The sequence below is a fragment of the Brotonthovivens ammoniilytica genome (assembly GCF_025566885.1).
Lineage (GTDB): Bacteria > Bacillota > Clostridia > Lachnospirales > Lachnospiraceae > Brotonthovivens > Brotonthovivens ammoniilytica.
The window spans coordinates 108,328-125,586 of the sequence record NZ_JAOQJQ010000004.1 but is presented as its reverse complement, the minus strand read 5'-3'; the positions used below and the strand labels follow the sequence as shown (position 1 = coordinate 125,586).

Here is a 17,259-nt window from a genome sequence, read left to right as displayed (position 1 = left end):
TACTCACTGAACTTTCACATATATTGTAAAAACAATGTTCCGCAGGGGAAGCATTTTGAAAAGTTATATTGAGGAGCGAGCAATGGAAATCGCGAAATACATTATAGATAATAATGCAACCGTACGTCAGACCGCCAAGAAATTTGGAATCAGTAAAAGTACCGTACATAAAGATGTGACTGAACGTCTGCAGCAGATTAATCCTTCTCTGGCTACGGAGACCAGAAAGGTTCTGGATGTGAATAAATCAGAGCGCCATATTCGCGGCGGCCTGGCAACCAGAGAAAAATATCTGCATAAAATTTAATCCTTCAAGAAAGTCCCCAGATGTCTGAGTAAATATCAGAGTCAAGCTGTCAGCTGCCGGGGACTTGCTTGTTATGGCTTACAAGGACAGGCCGTTAAAAATCTCATTATAAATTGCAGAAATCTGCAGGAAATTTGGGAAAGTTGCCTCTTTCCTGAATTAAGGCTTGATTTGCCAAAGGAGCGTATTATATAATTAGGAAGCGATTCTAAATGAAAATTATAATGAAAACAATGAAAATTTCCTATGATATAAAACTGTCATCAGTTTTTGCAGGCAATTTCTGAGAAAATAGTATACCAAGGAGGAGAATCAATGAACAGAGAAACTGTCATTGTAGTAGACTTTGGCGGACAGTATAATCAGCTGGTTGCGCGGCGTGTCCGCGAATGCAACGTTTACTGCGAAATCTATTCCTACAAAACCGATATTGAGAAAATTAAAGAAATGAATCCAAAAGGAATCATTTTAACAGGCGGCCCCAACAGCTGTTATGAGGACGGAGCCCCTACCTATACGAAAGAGCTTTTTGAACTGGGTATTCCAGTACTTGGGCTCTGCTATGGCGCCCAGCTGATGCAGCATATTCTGGGAGGCAGAGTGGAGCGTGCAGATATCCGTGAGTATGGAAAAACGGAAGTATTTGTAGAAACCGGTTCCAGATTGTTTACAGGTGTTTCCCCGTCCACAATCTGCTGGATGAGTCATTTTGATTATATTTCCAAAGTGGCTCCGGGATTTCAGATCTGTGCCTATACGGCAGACTGCCCAACTGCAGCGGCAGAATATCCGGAGAAAAATCTGTATGCGATTCAGTTTCATCCGGAAGTACTGCATACAGTAGAAGGAAAGACGATGCTCTCCAACTTTGTTCATGATATCTGCGGGTGTGCAGGAGAGTGGCGCATGGATTCCTTTGTGGAAAATTCCATCAGAGAAATCCGTGAAAAGGTCGGAGATGGAAAAGTGTTGTGCGCATTATCCGGCGGTGTAGACTCTTCTGTGGCAGCGGTCTTATTATCGAAAGCAATCGGAGATCAGCTGACCTGCGTGTTTGTAGATCAAGGACTTTTAAGAAAAAATGAAGGGGATGAAGTAGAAGCGGTATTTGGACCGGAAGGCAGCTATGACCTGAATTTTATCCGTGTTAATGCCCAGGAGCGTTTCTATGAAAAGCTGAAAGGTGTTGAAGAGCCGGAAGCAAAAAGAAAAATTATCGGTGAAGAATTTATCCGTGTATTTGAAGAGGAAGCAAAGAAAATCGGCGCAGTAGATTTCCTTGTTCAGGGAACCATCTATCCGGATGTAGTAGAAAGCGGACTTGGCGGCGAATCAGCTGTAATCAAATCCCATCATAATGTAGGAGGTCTTCCGGACTGTGTAGATTTCAAAGAAATCATAGAGCCCCTTCGTGATTTGTTCAAAGACGAAGTACGTCAGGCAGGGCTTCAGCTTGGGATTCCTGAATATCTTGTATTCCGCCAGCCGTTCCCGGGACCGGGACTTGGAATCCGCATCATCAGCGAAGTAAATGCCGAAAAGGTTCGGATCGTGCAGGATGCAGATGCAATATACCGGGAAGAAATAGCAAACGCCGGACTGGACAGAGACATAAACCAGTACTTTGCAGCGCTGACCAATATGCGCTCTGTAGGCGTTATGGGGGATGAGAGAACTTATGATTATGCTGTAGCGCTTCGAGCAGTGAAAACCATTGATTTTATGACGGCAGAATCGGCAGAACTTCCATATGAAGTACTGAACAAAGTCATGAGCAGAATCATCAACGAAGTCAAAGGCGTAAATCGGGTATTCTATGATTTGACTAGTAAACCGCCAGGGACGATAGAGTTTGAATAAACTGAGAGGTCGTAAAAACACAGTAGTTATGCGGGTTTGCGGTGCTTGAAGAAATCTTTTGATAACAAATTGATAACAGTTATATTAGAGCGATTATTCTCACTATCCAGTGGTTTGTGGGTAAGAGAATAAAAGAAATTGGCTTTCTGATATAACAATCCATATTAAAACGTCCTTAGCTGTGGGTAACACGACTAAGGGCGTTTTTGTCGTTATTTTTTGGAGGTGGTTTTCTTTTTCTTCGGTATAGGAAGTTCATTGTACATAGAAAGAAACAGATTGCAGAGAAATTCTCTGTTGTCAACATCATCTACTAAGAGCATTTCTTTTGCTCCCTCATAGGGCAATTCATAAGTAACCGTGGGTATAAGGGAGATTGCGGAAGGAACAGGTTTTACAAGCAAGCGGGAACTTGATACAAGAGTATCATTGAAACAGGCGTTATCTGTTCTGGATTTTGAGAAAAAGGAGCGGGCAAAGGAAGTTGCGAAACTAGAGCAATCTATTTCTGACGGGAAAGAGCGATTATCATATATTCAGATTCAGCAGAAGAAAGCAGAGCAGGAAACGGAGCAGATACGACAGGAGGGCGAAGCAATCCGGCAGGAAGTATCGGAACTTTCGGAAACAAGTAATTTGCTGAAGGAGCAGAGCGACACTATTGACTGATTGCATGAGAAAGTGGTGGATTTGGGGTGTTTGAAACGAGCAGATAGGAGGAGATGATAGAGTGACAGATATGGAGAAAAAAGCCATGGTTCGATTATGTGCAAAAATTCTTTCAGAAACAAATTTGTATGATACGGATATGGAAGTCCGCCACCTTATTGCCTGGATATGCGTGTCGGAGCAGATAAAATCGAATAATAATGAGATACGCAGTCTGACCAGAGAATACAAACGGATAGAGCCGGATTACCGGGAGGGAGTGAGGATGCAGTTGGAACGCATGAAAACACTTTGTAAAGAACGAGACAATCTGTATGAGAAACAGAATGATTTGAGAGGACAAAAGCAAAAAATCGAGAAAGAATTGGAACGGTAGAAATTGGGGGGCGTGGCGGCAGTTATGCTCCTTATTTCTTGTGGTAAATTTGCCGATAGCGTGCTAAAATCAAAGAGCAGAGATAAAAACACAACGTAAGGGATAACATCTCTTATAGAGTCGGTAGGTAGTCCGGCCGCACCGCTTTGGTGTAAGTAGCCCTCCCTCCTTGGGGCGTCCGTTCTTTGTTCAGTACAATCATTTAAGGAGGAATTGTCATGGACAAAGTATCGGGCAGATTGATAGTATTTTTTGAGGAACCATTCTGGATAGGTGTTTTTGAACGCATATCGGAGGGAAAATTATCTGTATGCAAGGTTACGTTTGGAGCGGAGCCGAAAGATTATGAGGTATACGATTTTGTTCTGAAAAATTACTATCGACTGAAATTTAGTCCGCTGTGGCAACTGATGTAAAGGAAGCTGGTCGTAATCCGAAACGGGTACAAAGAGAAGTCCGAAAACAGGTACAGAATACCGACATAGGCACAAAATCGCAGCAGGCTTTGATTACAGCAGGAGCAGTTAAAAACTGAATGTAAGACTGTAATCCGGGAAAAATGGGAGGCAGAGAAACAGCGGCAGTTTGAACTGAAACAGCAGAAAAGGAAAGAGAAGCATAGGGGCAGGTAATACTGTCCTAAATGCTCCTATTGATTTATTAAAATACATAGTTAGGAAAATAAAATGACAAAAAAGTTTGATGAAATAGACATAAATACAAAGAAATCTTTAAAAGAAATATATACAAAGATTTTTTGCCGTATTGAGGAACAATATATAATTGTGTTTCTTTGTGGTGGGGCAAGCACGAAATTAAAGAAATCGTTAAGAGATAGAATGAGGGTATTGTTAGAAAAAGATAAAGGCAGATATTCTTGGCAATTACCTATTAAGGTATTTTATCCAGAGGATTTATTAATTGATGTATTGAATAAAACGAAAAATGCGGATTTACTTAGTTATGAGCAGTTTTTGGCAAATAATTCACATATTATAGCTATAATCTGTGAAAGTGCAGGTTCATTGGTTGAATTGGGAGCATTTACCAATAATGAATATACAGTCAATAAAGTGATAGCTGCAGTTGATAAAAAGAGAGCTAAAGATAAAAGTTTTATAATGCTTGGCCCGATCAAATTCCTAAGAAAGAAAAATAAATTAAATGTTGTTGAATATACTTCGGATGAAGATGAGTTTGCGCGTGACTTGCTAAAAAATATAAGAGAAAAACATTCAAAAGATAGCAATGATAAAAAAATTAGATTAAATACGATTGCCGGTATGCATTATTTTATTCAACTTTTGTTGTATTATTTTAAACAGATAAATTCAAAAAAATTAGTTGGTATGATTCAAACGGTTGCTCAGGATGAAAATATAGAAATGAAAGAATTTAATGTACTGTTTAACGCTGCTTTGAAATTATTGTTTTATGATAAACAGATTATCAAAATGACAGATCAAAGATATGCAGTATATGAATTGACTCAAAAAGGATATAAGTCAATAGAAAGAATGGTTGCACACTGTACAAGTCGTGAAACATGTGATATGATACGGATTGAGATAATGTATTGTGATTTCTATAAATCATCCCATTCTTAGAATTGTTGTTAATATGCATTACATAACAACTAGGGGTTGGTTCGACCTCGGAAGAATAATAAACACATGAAATTAGCTAAATCAACGGTGAACTTCCACGACAGTGAAACTCCCCCGTTGATTTACCCAAAAACATATTGAGTAAGAATGGGGTGGTTTGTATGAATATGAGTAATAATGTTATTTTGAATACATTAAATGTGCCTATTATCAATGATTTTAAGCATCTTGCAGAGCAACTTTCATTAACACAAGAGTTGCTTCATTTTTTGACCTATAAAAAACAATATTGTTATACTCAAAAGGAAATACCAAAAAAGGATGGGACAAGTAGAACTTTATATGTTCCTCATTTAGCCTTAAAAGTTGTTCAGAGATGGATATTAAAAGAAATATTAGAAAAAATAAATGTTTCATATCAGGCGATGGCATTTGTTCCGAAGAGGAATGGATTAAGAGTTAATGCGGAGTATCATAAAAAGAATATCTTTATTTTAGAAATGGACATAAAAAAATTTTTTGGTTCCATACAGAAAAAGCAGGTGTTCCAATTATTTTGTAAAATTGGTTATAATACGGATGTTTCTGCAGTACTGGCAAATCTGTGTATATATGAAGATGTATTGCCACAAGGAGCAGTTACTTCTCCATATATAGCAAATTTGGTTACATATCATTTGGATGTGAGATTGAATGGCTTGTGTAGCAGGAAAGATATTGTATACACACGTTATGCAGATGATTTAAGCTTTTCTTCTAATAATAGAACTAAGTTAAATAGCATTGAAAAAATTGTAAAGTATATTGTAAAAGAAGAAGGCTTTGAAATTAATGAAAAGAAAACTCGATATTTATCTAATGATGTGAAGAAAACAATAACAGGTATAACAATTAATAATGAAGAAGTGCATGTTGATAAGGCGTTAAAGAAAAAGATTAGGGCAATGATATTTAATTCTATTGTTAATAAGGATTATACTAGGAATGATAAAATAAAAGGAAGTATTGCATATGTTGATTCGATTGAAATGGGGTATAAAGAAAAAATCTTGAATTACATTATTCAGATTACGGAAAAAGGGCAATTTAAAAATAATATTGATATTGTTAATGCATATAATAAAAATAAATTTTTTAAATCGTTGCCATATATGCAATATGAGGAATCGCCATTTTATTAAAAGCAAGCATAATTTGTACGTTTACTGCATAAAATTTTAATGGAAAGCCCTATTGACTTTCCTCTTTGTGCTTGCTAGAATGTAGGTACAAAGAAAGTTTACCACTGACCGATATGTGGTATATAAATGGTCGGGTTGAAAGTTTACCGCTGACCGATATGCGGTATATAAGTGGTTGGGTCGAAAGTATAGTCCTTCGCCGTGAGGCGAGGGACTTTTCCGTAATGAGGACAGGCAAATGAAAAAAACAGGCTTTTACATTATTAAGGATAAATTTTTTGAAGATATGCCAGACCCGTATCTCAAAGGAAATAAGGCAGGAAACAGACCGCATTATTACTGCTTTGAAGATACAAGTATCGAGATATATTGGATGATACCGTTGTCCAGCCGTATTGATAAATACAGGCGGATTATGGAGAAAAAGGAAAAAGACGGGAAACCTTGTGATATTCTCCATATCGTCAGACTAGATGACAGTCGGGAGAGTGCATTTCTGATACAAGATATGTTTCCAATAACAGAGGAGTATATAGAGCGGGAATATACAATCGCCGGAAATCATTTGATGTTGACGAGTGAGCATACGGCTAGAGAAGTTGAGCAGAAAGCGAGAAAAGTTATAGGTATGTTGAAGCGTGGTATAAAATTCACTCCAACGCAGCCGGATGTTATGGCTATACTGGAAAAATTGCAGCAGAGGAAATGAATTCTCTTGTAAATGTAGTATTACATGGTGCTAGCACCATGTAGATAAGACAGTCAAGGAGAAAATTTGTGATACACGTATGATACCTGTTTGCTCTGAAACAGTAAATAAGGCGTAAAATATAAATATTACGGCTATCGAAATTTAAAAAAAGCAACCCAATATTTAACAATTATGCTATATAAATAGGGAGTTTGAATAGGCTACGAGCCATGCTCGGCGTGTTCTTTGTTGTTCTTAACTATATTTGTTTAAACTTTGCGCAAATACACGCTCTTTTTTACCTCGATTACATCATATTCTAGCTTGCTGATTTTCTGTTGCCAAATGCTACCACTTTCACTTATCTCTATAATGAGAACCACATTGAACAATCTTTATTGTATTATCCTTTATACGATAAATAATACGATTTGCGTTATTTATTCGCCTACTCCAATAGGAAGACAAATCACCGCTCAATCTTTCTGGTTTATCTATTCCAACATATCCATTTCGGTCAATATCCTTCAGCAACTGAAGAATACGCTTTAGTGTCTTCTTATCCTGCTTCATCCAATATTCAAAATCTTCTCATATAGCATCTGGCCAGGACTTAATCATCCATCCTTACCTCATGCACTGTCCCGCCTGTAGCCTCCATCTGTGCCACAGATTTTTTAAGCCTATCCATGTTTTCCGGAGAATAAAATGGATCTACAGATACCTCAAATGGTATACGCTTCTCTCGCCCCAGTTTTTTAAGATAAATATTAATAGCTGTAGACAAAGACATGCCAATATCCGCACAAGCCTGCTCTGCTTTTTTCTTTTATACGAATTGATATGCTCCATCATTAGAAAAATATCCTGCTGTGTCAGCTCATCAAAACTGTTCCCTTTGGAGAGGATACAGCGTATCAATTCATGATTTACTTCACAGATTCCCTTTTGATATGGGGCGCTTGGATCACAATAGAACACTTTCGTTTTGTTGCATGGAATTGTATCTTGCCGTTCTATTTCCTTTGGATTTGAAAACTCACTTCCATTGCCTGTTAGAACAACTGACTGAATGTTTTTGAACCAAGAACTTGGTCCAATAAATTTATAATATCTATCACAGAAGCTGAGGTATTCGAATTCCGTAAAAAAGCTAACATCAGACTGATTTCCACAAAGTGTATAACAGCAAGAAACCAGCTTATCGAAATAGCGATGGCTTTCCTGTCTGATCTGATAAAAGAACACCCGGAACACAGGGCGGAAGCAAATCAGGATTTACAGCTTTTGAACACCCAAAAGATGGGGGAACACGAAGCGGAGATTGAAAAAATCAAGAGTGTGTTCCTTGCTATCCTGCGGGATATTAAGAAAGACATGGAAAACGGAGAACAGCCGGGGAAGCTGTGACCGCCGCTATGTTTCAAACCATGCAAGAGCAGGGACAGGAGCAGGTTTCTATGAACGATGTGACAGCCATGATTGCCGGGCAGATTGGGCAGCTTGTGCTGATGGACGAGGAAACCACCGGGCAGAAAATTATTGAACAGGCAGAGAAGGGGGGAAAATAGCGTGGCACAATCAGAAATAAAGAAAATAATCAGGCAATTAAAGAAAAAAGAGATTACAGTTTTTGATGTTCCAGAAGAATATGAGAATGATATTCAGATTGTAACTTTTGAACGAAAAGTGGGATTGCTCATAACCGGCAAAAAAGGATTCGATATTATCTCAAATACCTTTTTTGTTGAAGAAACCTTAATTCACATTGAGGTAGATGGGGAAGAACGCAAAAGGGACGTTTTCTTGGATTTTGATAATTTTGATTCATATTTTGATTTTCTAAACGATGACATTTATGATAATGCGTGTTATGTATTTTGTCATTTACCAGGGCATATAGTTACTTCTCACGAAATAGATTTCAAAAGGTTAATGGAGCGAAAAGCATTTGTTGAAGATAGTATAGATAATTATTCTTTATCACTATCAAATGATGAAATCCTTACCTATAGAAATGCGGCACAAATACATAAACAGTGTCAGCAATGGGAAAAAAATACTATCATGATGGGAAATTTTATGTAGTACAGAAGTGGATCAATACATCTGATAATATACTTAAAGAATATAATCATACATTTAAGTATTTTTTAATATACGCCCTGTCTGCTGATGAAACCAGTCCTGCGCTTGCGGTTTTACGCCACGCAATCATAGCCTTGTTTTCCTGCTGCTTCAAATGCCCTTTGCCCTTCCCGGCGGCAACGACATTTTTACGGCAACGCCGACAGAGCATAAACACACTACACTTTGCAAGTAAAGTCGTGTGCCAAGGGGCAAGCCCCCTTTGGAAAGTTTGGCGTGTCAGAAATCATCGGATATTTGAAAGAAAAATCATCACTCATGGTTTTCTAATTATGAATAAAAATAGTTAGAATGTGTTTTGGAATATCGAATCGTTGTTTGATTTGCGGATGGGGTGTGATAAGTGTGACAGAACGAAAGATTTTTGCCTCGGATGAGGATTTTATTATATGCAATATATCAGATGCAGATAGAAGTAATTATGTGGAATTGCATAGACAATTAAATGGAAAAGCTTCTCTGTATTTAAATCCAATATCAAAAGATATGATGTGGAAACAGATATTAGATAATGCAGACAGTGTTTTTTCGTTATTTACTGGAAATGGGGAGTATTGTGGGAGTATAGAATTACAGCAGCCAAATAGTAATACGCCAGAAATAGGAATTGATTTGTTGGCGGAGAAAAGAAATCAGAAAATAGCGCCAAAAGCAGTTCGGCTATTTGCCAGAAGAGTATATGAGATAAGGAAGGTTGATTGTTTTCTGATTCGTATTTCATCGAAGAATCAGCATAGTATACATGTGTTTGAAAAGATGGGAGCGGTTAAAATTGGAGAAGAAGAAACCGCGTTTTCGAGATTTAGGGAGAAATTCAGGAAAACAGCGGAAGAAGGCGGACTGGATTTAGAGAAATTCAGGCATTTGTTCAGAGAAAGTGCTGACGAGATAGTATATTGTTACAGTCTGAATCCAGATACTTTTTTGCATCTGCAGAGGCTTTAAACAGATGACCGTAAACCCACAGTGCGCGGTCTATATCACGAGTAGTATGATATTCTTCACCAAAAATGTCATAAATAAGATTAGTATACTGCTTCATTTCTTCACTAATTGTCTTGCAAAATTTTGAACTGTTTTTATCCGGCAATTTTTTGCAGTTTACAGTTTCGCCAATTTTTTTATTCTCCTTAATTGCCAAAAGAGCCCTCATAGCAAAACGGTCATAAATTGGGCATTTCCCGGGATGCTGATGATTTGTGGCAAAATATAGTAAGGTAATTAAATATACCGTTCCAATGCCCTGCCAGGGTTGTTGCACTAATTCCTCAAGTGCCGTTTCTATATTGCCGTTTCCTATTAAATCGTTTAATCGTTGTCCATTTTTATGCAAGTAATTAGTAATCCCTTTTATATCAATAGTAATGGGCCTGTTGTCACCAAATCGTTTGACTGGACCGACGTTCCATGAGGTGAACCCTTCAAATTCAGAATATTCACCAAGTGATTTTTTCCAATCTTTGTGCAGTATGATGTTATGATCTGATTGTGTATGAGAGATTTTACCTATTTTCCAGGCAAGAATTAAAGCAACATCAGAACAGGTAAAATCTTCTGGAGCTTTTTTTAAAATTTTTTCAATTATAGTTTCTACAAATCGGGAAGTCTTTCTAACAGAGTAATTTTTACCCGTATCAGTGGTATACGAAACCTTATCTGTACAATTTGTAAAGTATCGAACATTATAATACGAAATAAACTCCTCTTTAGACAATTTCTTTCCGTTTTTTGTATAATAATTATTAAATTCTTTTGGCTGTTCAGTATACATTGTATAAGTCCTCCGATATTATCTGGTTTTATTATACTATCTATAATTGCATTTAAAAAGGGCCCGTGTTGTTGGTGAATCCTATCCGGGACAGAACGTATGGATGGAGGTCAGACAATTTGGCGGAATTGTTTTAGATTTGGAAAGTATCTCAGGTATGCGTTAAAGATATCTGAAATTACTTGTGAGAATTTCGGGAATCGGGTATAATATAATCATATATGATCTATATGATTTATCTGCAGCATGTAAATTTGATTCAGGCTTGTAAAGCCAGAAAGGCGAGAACGGATTATTGAGATTACACCAAATTAAATTAGCGGAGAAACTAAAGGAGTCATTAGGAGCAGTATTGCCGATTATCGCAATTGTTTTAGTGTTGTGTTTTACGATTGCACCGATACCGGCAAGTATCTTAATGGCTTTTATTATTGGAGCAGTGATGCTTATTGTGGGAATGATGTTTTTCACATTAGGTGCCGAGATGGCCATGACACCTATGGGAGAGCGTATTGGTACAAAGATGACACAGACAAAGAAGCTTGGAATTGTTGTGGGGCTTTGTTTTATTCTGGGATTTATTATTACCATATCAGAACCGGATCTGCAGGTGTTAGCGGAACAGGTTCCGTCTATTCCCAATAATATATTGATTATTGCAGTGGCAGTGGGAGTTGGCATTTTTCTTGTTGCTGCGGTGCTGCGTATGCTGTTTGGAATTGCGTTGGCACATATGCTGCTTATCCTATATCCCATTGTATTTCTGCTGGCTTTTTTTGTTCCCAAAGAGTTTCTGGCTGTAGCTTTCGATTCCGGCGGGGTTACTACAGGACCCATGACAGTACCGTTTATTATGGCTCTTGGTATTGGTTTTTCAGCAGTGCGAAGTGATGAGCGCGCGGAGAATGACAGCTTTGGTCTTGTATCTCTCTGCTCAGTAGGTCCGATTCTGGCAGTTTTGATTTTAGGACTTATATACAGGCCCCAGGGAGGCGCCTATACGCCGGCTGCCGTTCCGGATGTAGATAATTCCATTGAATTGTGGCAGCTGTTTTCAGCAGGTCTTCCTAAATATATGGAAGAAATGTTTATTTCTCTGCTGCCCATTGTACTGTTTTTTATTCTGTTTCAGGTGGTTTCTCTGAAGTTAAAGAAGAAGTCTTTATGTAAGATTTTTATCGGAATACTTTATACTTATGTTGGTCTGTTCTTGTTTTTAACAGGAGTGAATGTGGGATTTATGCCGGCAGGCAATTATCTGGGACAGGTAATTGCAGGACTTGATTACCGGTGGATTATCGTTCCAATTGGAATGCTGATTGGTTATTTTATTGTAAAAGCGGAACCGGCAGTTTACGTGCTGACAGAGCAGGTGGAAGAGATTACCTCAGGAGCAATTTCAGCAAAAGCAATGGGGTTAAGTTTATCTATTGGTGTGGCTGCATCCCTTGGAATTGCCATGATAAGGGTTTTAACAGGCGTTTCTATTTTCTGGTTTATCCTGCCGGGATATGGAATTGCACTGGCGCTGTCCTTCTTTGTGCCAAAAATTTTTACTGCCATTGCCTTTGATTCCGGCGGAGTTGCCTCCGGTCCAATGACAGCAACTTTTTTGCTTCCATTTGCTATGGGGGCGTGCCAGGCAGTGGGGGGAAATATTGTAACAGATGCCTTTGGCGTTGTGGCAATGGTAGCTATGACCCCTCTGATTACGGTGCAGGTACTTGGTGCGGTATACAAAATACGTGAACGTCATGCGGTGGAGATACAAGCGGAGCCAGTACAGGTACTGCCTCTTGAAGCCTTTGGCGATGACGATATTATTGAATTGTAGAAGGAGACCTGTATATGAGCAGAATATATATGATGGTTGTAATCACTAACCGAAGCAGGCGGAACCGCTTGAAAGAGTTTTTTGAAGAGCATGAAATCTGTCAGGTGCTGGATGCTCCCGGATCTGGAACGGCAAACAGTGAAGTACTGGATTATTTTGGTTTGGAGGCTACAGAAAAAAACGTTTATTTTTCAATTGTTACAGATGAGACATGGAAACGCCTGAGGCGGAGTCTGATTATAAATCTGCAGATTGATATTCCCGGAAGCGGAATTGCATTTACGATTCCGGTAAGCAGTATCGGTGGAAAAAATGTGCTGCAGTTTTTAACTCAGGGTCAGGAGTATGAAAAAGAGGAGGAAAGCGCATTGACAGAAACAAAATATGAACTGGTAGTTGCCATTGCTAATCAAGGGAGTATCGACAGTGTAATGGATGCAGCCCGCAGCGGAGGAAGCGGAGGCGGAACGGTTCTTCATGCAAAAGGCACCGGTGTGGAAAAGGCGGAGAAATTTTTAGGTGTTTCTCTGGCAAAAGAAAAAGAAGTTATTTTGATTGTTACGAAAAAGTCTCAGAAAGATAGTATTATGAAAGCAATTATGGATCAGTGCGGGCTTAAAGAAGAGGAACGGGTCATTGTCTTTTCTCTGCCGGTAACTGGAACCGCAGGAATCCGGATGCTGGAAGAAGATCTTGATTAGCGCGGCTGGAAGAGGATTTCATATCTGATACACGCTTCGCGAGGATGTGCAGCGCTTGGGAATAGAATATTGTCAGCAAAGCTGACCCAAATCGCGCACCAAGTCTCGAGAGCGAGACTTGAATTAGAGAAGCAGTGAAAGGAGCAGCAAGAAAATGCCATTTCTAATGATCAGAAATGATATAACAAAGGTACAGGCGGATGCTATTGTGAATCCTGCAAATGAAGGCCTGCTGGAGGGCAGCGGCACCAGCAGAGCCGTTTTTCTGGCTGCCGGTGAAAAGAAGCTGATCCAGGCCTGTGCCAGAATCGGACACTGTGACGTTGGGAGGGCTGTATTAACAGAGGCTTTTGCGCTGCCCGCCAGATATATCATTCATGCGGTTGGACCCTGCTGGCAGGGGGGAGGGCGCCAGGAGGCAGAGTATTTGTACAGTGCCTATATGGAGTCTTTAAAGCTGGCATTGGAAAAAGGTCTTAAATCTATTGCATTTCCTCTGCTTTCAGCAGGAAGTTACGGGTATCCCAAGGAGGAAGCCTTTAAAGTAGCAGCTTCGGCAATCAGTGATTTTCTGTGGGAGCATGATATGCTGGTATATCTTGTTTTATATGACAGAAAATCATTGGCAGTCAGTCAGAAGCTTTCAGCTTCTGTAAAAGAATATATTGATGATCATTATGTAGAGACAAAAAACGAAGAGTTTGAAGGGGGAAATCAGGCCAGAAGGTTTAGGGGAACCTCTTCTGCACAGATGAGCACCTGTTTTCCTGGTTCTGCTGCGGCGAAAGAGATTCCGATAAAAACCGGGGAAAAAGTGTTTCTGAAAAAGAAAAAAAGGATTTTTGGACGAAGTCTTAATAATCTTATGGAGCATATGGAGGAATCCTTTTCTCAGATGCTGTTACGGCTGATTGATGAACGGGGGATGAAAGATTCGGAAGTGTATAAAAAGGCCAATATAGACCGGCGGCATTTTTCAAAAATACGAAAGGATATCTATTATGCACCTAATAAAAAAACCGTGATGGCTTTTGCTATTGCCCTTGAATTATCCCTGGACGAATCAAAGGATCTGCTGATGCGGGCCGGTTATGCGTTTTCCGGCGCCTCCAAATCGGATGTAATTATCAGCTATTTTATAGAACATGAACGTTATGATATTTATGAAATTAATGAAATGCTATTTGCTTATGAGCAGCCATTGCTAGGCGGCTAAATTGTCGCCTGGAATGCGACCAGTTCTGATGAATAATCTTTTATACTGTAATTACCAACAGAGAAAGGAAGGTACTTACAATGAAAAAAGATTTAACAGAACTGGTTTTTATTTTGGATAGAAGCGGCTCCATGGCAGGGCTGGAGAGCGATACCATTGGTGGTTTTAATGGAATGTTAAAGAAGCAGAAAAAACAGAGCGGAGAGGCAAATGTAACTACAGTTTTGTTTGACGACTGCTATGAACTGATTCATGACAGATTTCCGTTACGTGCAGTAAGAGAGCTTTCCGGAGAGGATTATTATGTGAGGGGCTGCACGGCTCTTTTGGATGCAGTAGGAAAGACAATTCAGAAAATGATTCATATTCAGAGGCATCTGCCGGAGGAGCTAAGAGCAGAGAAGGTGATTTTTGTCATTACAACAGACGGGCTTGAAAATGCCAGCAAGGAATATGGGTATAGTCAGATCAGAAGTATGATAGAGCATGAAAAACAAAAATATGGATGGGAGTTCTTATTTTTGGGAGCGAATATGGATGCTGTGTCAGAGGCCCGCAAGTTCGGAATTGATGCTGACCGGTCTGTTACCTTTCAAAACGACAGTGAGGGCATTGCATTAAATTACCGTGCCGTTGAGGAGACACTTTCCTGTATGCGGGCAGCTGCCTGTATGGCCGATGTGGATGGCAGCTGGAAAAAGGATATTGAAAAAGATTTTAAGAAAAGGAATCAGAAAAAAGTATTCAGATATACACGCCGGTGTGGATCAGATATTCGATAGAAAAAAAGAAAACTATGTGATAAGATGTTAGAAAAAAAGGAGTGCACAGAAGTATCAAAATCTGTGGGTGTAAATGATATGTCAGAAATACGGGAAAATCCGGCACGGCCGGAAGGGAAAATTGGTGAGAGAATGTTGGAAAGAATGAATGTCAGCCATGGACCGCTGCGGGCATTTGGGCTGCCGCTGCTTCCCTGGAAAGAAAGTCTGCGGATTTTAGATGTGGGATGCGGCGGCGGAGCTACAATCGCAGAGATGCTAAAGCGTTCACCGGGAAGCATCATAGATGGTATTGATTATTCTGAAGTAAGTGTCAGACAGTCTCAGGAAACAAACCGGGAATATATAGGGACACGCTGCCAGGTCCAGAAGGCGGATGTGGCAGGGCTTCCTTTTAAGGAGCGGACATTTGATCTGGTCACAGCGGTAGAGACAGTTTATTTCTGGCCGGATATCCGGAAGGGACTAAAGGAGATTTTCCGGGTACTAAAATCAGGAGGAACTTTTGCTGTTTTAAACGAGGGCAGCGATCCCGATAACAATAACTGGCCCAAGATTGACGGTTTTATGAAAATTTACCGGCCTGAGGAATTAAAGGAACTGCTGGAGATATGCGGATTTATTGATGTTAAGATACACAAAGGAGCAGATCAGATGATCTGTGTGACAGGAACCCGGAAATAATGAATGCCAAATTGGAGGAGCATGAAAAATGGAGAATAAAGACAGATTTGAAAAAGTATATACACAGGGTAAATTAAATGTGACAGAGATTTTAGTGGATAAGGAAACCGGTGTAAATTATCTGTTTCATATCAGCGGATATGGCGCCGGACTGACGCCGCTTTTAGATCGGGAAGGTAAGCCGGTGATTACGCCCCGATTAAATTAAAGCGAGACTTGAACCGGATAGGAGATTCACTGCCCAGCGGTATAGGAGAGAATATTTTTCAACTGTGCAACAAAAGTCCTCTTTTTTTACACTTAATAGACAGGAAGAAATAAAAGTAAGAAAACAGGATGAGAAAGGGGCTGTGCAGATGAAGAAAGGATTAGCGGCTGTGCTTTTGCTGGCGGCAGCAGGTTTAACTGCCTGTTCCAGCCGGGGAGTATCAGAAAATGATGGGGCAAAGGTGTCGGTATTAGAGGCAGAAAAGCAGAATAGCAGAGAAGAAGATAAAGAATCTGGTGGAGGTGAAGTTTTTGCCATGCCCGGAGCGGCAGGCTCTATTCAGATTCAGCTCCCCCAGGGCTGGCAGTGCACCGGTTTCCCGGCTGTGGGAGATGATACATCTTATGGAATGTATATCTATCCCAAAGATACCGACAGCGGATATCTGAATCTTTCGTATACAGAGGGGTTTGGCGTATGTGGAACAGGGCTGAAAGAAGAAACAAGGACATTTGGCGGAACAGATGCGGTAATTGGTATTTATGATAACCATAGCTACTGGGATTATGTGGTATTTCAGGAGGATAATAAAGGTCTTGTTATGACAGCAGATTCTGTGGAGGACTGGTGGACGGAGTATGAAGATGAGATTATTCAGATTTTGGAAACAGTAAAATTTGTACCGGCTCAAAACGGTTCTGCAGATCATCAGATATATGACAATACAGAGATAAATTCATTGGGTCTTAAGCTGTACAGCCAGAGGATTGATGAAAAGGGAGCCCGGTTATACTTTTATCAGTCCGGTGGAAATGCGGAGGGAGAGCTTTTTTATGGAGAAGATTTTTCCCTTGAGGTTTTGGATAAAGATACCTGGAGGGCTGTTCCTGGGAAAGCAGACACCGCTTTTCATGACATTGCCTATAAAATTCCAAGAGATCAGGCTGCAGAATTTGAAGTAAATTGGGATCTTATTTATGGCCAGCTGTCACCGGGAGAATACAGACTGGGTAAAACAGTAAATAATTTTATAGAAACAGGTAATTATAAAACGTATACGTTGTATGTGTATTTTGTTATTTTATAGAAACCATTGAATTGCGGAAAATAAAAAGTACAGGTCCCCAAATGCGGGCCTGTACTTTTTTGACATACGAAAGTTCTTCGAATTTTCTATAACTTAAAAATGCACTTTGTGTGACGATGCGTGCTGGTGCAAAGTAG

General features: G+C 39.6%; 19 protein-coding genes and 4 pseudogenes. 18 read left to right on the top strand and 5 right to left on the bottom strand.

Annotation, left to right across the window (positions count from 1 at the left end; translation table 11 throughout):
- The first annotated feature begins 55 nt into the window (after nucleotides 1-55).
- Both spoIIID and guaA read left to right on the top strand, forming a co-directional pair.
- Complete coding sequence (gene spoIIID, locus OCV88_RS10495; protein WP_262591190.1) at nucleotides 56-307, top strand: sporulation transcriptional regulator SpoIIID; 252 nt, start codon at nucleotides 56-58, stop codon at nucleotides 305-307.
- 315 nt (nucleotides 308-622) lie between these two features.
- Nucleotides 623-2,167 carry a glutamine-hydrolyzing GMP synthase gene (guaA, locus tag OCV88_RS10490; protein ID WP_158425461.1) on the top strand — a complete coding sequence of 515 codons (1,545 nt, stop codon included), beginning with the start codon at nucleotides 623-625 and terminating at the stop codon, nucleotides 2,165-2,167.
- A gap of 212 nt (nucleotides 2,168-2,379) precedes the next feature.
- Here the strand turns inward: guaA and OCV88_RS16145 are convergent, their stop codons facing one another.
- Entirely contained in the window at nucleotides 2,380-2,703 is a 324-nt protein-coding gene (locus OCV88_RS16145) for a competence protein TfoX (RefSeq protein WP_416795186.1), read from the bottom strand.
- On the opposite strand from OCV88_RS16145, the pseudogene OCV88_RS10480 reads away from it, so the two are divergent.
- The 6 genes and pseudogenes from OCV88_RS10480 to cptIN all read left to right on the top strand — a co-directional run.
- Nucleotides 2,606-2,830 (top strand): annotated as a pseudogene (locus OCV88_RS10480) (plasmid recombination protein); the annotation flags it as partial. The gene OCV88_RS16145 and the pseudogene OCV88_RS10480 sit on opposite strands and share 98 nt — an antisense overlap.
- Nucleotides 2,831-2,897: 67 nt before the next feature.
- Nucleotides 2,898-3,212, top strand: a complete 315-nt coding sequence (locus tag OCV88_RS10475) for a hypothetical protein (RefSeq protein ID WP_262591188.1) — start codon at nucleotides 2,898-2,900, stop codon at nucleotides 3,210-3,212.
- A gap of 218 nt (nucleotides 3,213-3,430) precedes the next feature.
- A pseudogene (locus OCV88_RS10470) lies at nucleotides 3,431-3,844 on the top strand (YjdF family protein).
- A gap of 54 nt (nucleotides 3,845-3,898) precedes the next feature.
- Entirely contained in the window at nucleotides 3,899-4,819 is a 921-nt protein-coding gene (locus OCV88_RS10465) for a retron St85 family effector protein (RefSeq protein ID WP_158425460.1), read from the top strand.
- 161 nt (nucleotides 4,820-4,980) lie between these two features.
- Nucleotides 4,981-6,000, top strand: coding sequence for a retron St85 family RNA-directed DNA polymerase (locus tag OCV88_RS10460; protein WP_158425459.1), 1,020 nt, complete (start codon nucleotides 4,981-4,983; stop codon nucleotides 5,998-6,000).
- A 238-nt stretch (nucleotides 6,001-6,238) separates the two neighbouring features.
- The gene (gene cptIN / locus OCV88_RS10455; protein ID WP_158425458.1) at nucleotides 6,239-6,709 is read left to right on the top strand and encodes a type III toxin-antitoxin system CptIN family toxin; all 471 of its coding nucleotides are present in this window, start codon (nucleotides 6,239-6,241) and stop codon (nucleotides 6,707-6,709) included.
- A gap of 339 nt (nucleotides 6,710-7,048) precedes the next feature.
- Here the strand turns inward: cptIN and OCV88_RS10450 are convergent.
- From OCV88_RS10450 to OCV88_RS16140, 3 genes and pseudogenes are all read right to left on the bottom strand, one after another.
- Nucleotides 7,049-7,270: pseudogene (locus OCV88_RS10450) on the bottom strand (Txe/YoeB family addiction module toxin); the annotation flags it as partial.
- Between the two features lie 34 nt (nucleotides 7,271-7,304).
- Nucleotides 7,305-7,484 (bottom strand): type II toxin-antitoxin system RelB/DinJ family antitoxin, encoded by a 180-nt coding sequence (locus OCV88_RS10445; protein WP_334307981.1) that lies wholly within the window; start codon nucleotides 7,482-7,484, stop codon nucleotides 7,305-7,307.
- 26 nt (nucleotides 7,485-7,510) lie between these two features.
- Nucleotides 7,511-7,884 (bottom strand): annotated as a pseudogene (locus tag OCV88_RS16140) (IS30 family transposase); the annotation flags it as partial.
- A 22-nt stretch (nucleotides 7,885-7,906) separates the two neighbouring features.
- Here OCV88_RS16140 and OCV88_RS16190 point away from each other — a divergent pair.
- The 3 genes from OCV88_RS16190 to OCV88_RS10425 all read left to right on the top strand — a co-directional run bounded on the left by OCV88_RS16190 (nucleotide 7,907) and on the right by OCV88_RS10425 (nucleotide 9,784).
- Entirely contained in the window at nucleotides 7,907-8,101 is a 195-nt protein-coding gene (locus tag OCV88_RS16190; RefSeq protein ID WP_330671948.1) for a hypothetical protein, read from the top strand.
- Nucleotides 8,102-8,263: 162 nt separating this feature from the next.
- On the top strand, nucleotides 8,264-8,779 hold the full coding sequence (locus tag OCV88_RS10430; protein WP_262591185.1) for a hypothetical protein: 516 nt from the start codon (nucleotides 8,264-8,266) through the stop codon (nucleotides 8,777-8,779).
- Between the two features lie 483 nt (nucleotides 8,780-9,262).
- The gene (locus tag OCV88_RS10425) at nucleotides 9,263-9,784 is read left to right on the top strand and encodes a GNAT family N-acetyltransferase (RefSeq protein ID WP_262591184.1); all 522 of its coding nucleotides are present in this window, start codon (nucleotides 9,263-9,265) and stop codon (nucleotides 9,782-9,784) included.
- On the opposite strand, the gene OCV88_RS10420 is transcribed toward OCV88_RS10425, so the two are convergent.
- A complete protein-coding gene (locus OCV88_RS10420) occupies nucleotides 9,708-10,610 on the bottom strand; it encodes a hypothetical protein (protein WP_158425455.1) in 903 nt (300 codons plus the stop codon). The genes OCV88_RS10425 and OCV88_RS10420 overlap by 77 nt on opposite strands.
- A gap of 295 nt (nucleotides 10,611-10,905) precedes the next feature.
- On the opposite strand from OCV88_RS10420, the gene OCV88_RS10415 reads away from it, so the two are divergent.
- The 7 genes from OCV88_RS10415 to OCV88_RS10385 all read left to right on the top strand — a co-directional run bounded on the left by OCV88_RS10415 (nucleotide 10,906) and on the right by OCV88_RS10385 (nucleotide 17,122).
- Nucleotides 10,906-12,444: a DUF1538 domain-containing protein gene (locus OCV88_RS10415; RefSeq protein ID WP_158425454.1), complete on the top strand. Its 1,539-nt coding sequence runs from the start codon at nucleotides 10,906-10,908 to the stop codon at nucleotides 12,442-12,444.
- 14 nt (nucleotides 12,445-12,458) lie between these two features.
- Nucleotides 12,459-13,145 (top strand): P-II family nitrogen regulator, encoded by a 687-nt coding sequence (locus OCV88_RS10410; protein WP_158425453.1) that lies wholly within the window; start codon nucleotides 12,459-12,461, stop codon nucleotides 13,143-13,145.
- A gap of 154 nt (nucleotides 13,146-13,299) precedes the next feature.
- Nucleotides 13,300-14,361, top strand: coding sequence for a macro domain-containing protein (locus tag OCV88_RS10405; RefSeq protein WP_158425452.1), 1,062 nt, complete (start codon nucleotides 13,300-13,302; stop codon nucleotides 14,359-14,361).
- Nucleotides 14,362-14,441: 80 nt separating this feature from the next.
- Entirely contained in the window at nucleotides 14,442-15,143 is a 702-nt protein-coding gene (locus OCV88_RS10400) for a vWA domain-containing protein (RefSeq protein WP_158425451.1), read from the top strand.
- A 24-nt stretch (nucleotides 15,144-15,167) separates the two neighbouring features.
- Nucleotides 15,168-15,827: a class I SAM-dependent methyltransferase gene (locus OCV88_RS10395; protein ID WP_158425450.1), complete on the top strand. Its 660-nt coding sequence runs from the start codon at nucleotides 15,168-15,170 to the stop codon at nucleotides 15,825-15,827.
- A gap of 28 nt (nucleotides 15,828-15,855) precedes the next feature.
- Complete coding sequence (locus OCV88_RS10390; protein WP_158425449.1) at nucleotides 15,856-16,035, top strand: DUF6440 family protein; 180 nt, start codon at nucleotides 15,856-15,858, stop codon at nucleotides 16,033-16,035.
- 148 nt (nucleotides 16,036-16,183) lie between these two features.
- Nucleotides 16,184-17,122: an immunoglobulin-like domain-containing protein gene (locus tag OCV88_RS10385; protein ID WP_158425448.1), complete on the top strand. Its 939-nt coding sequence runs from the start codon at nucleotides 16,184-16,186 to the stop codon at nucleotides 17,120-17,122.
- Nucleotides 17,123-17,259 lie beyond the last annotated feature (137 nt).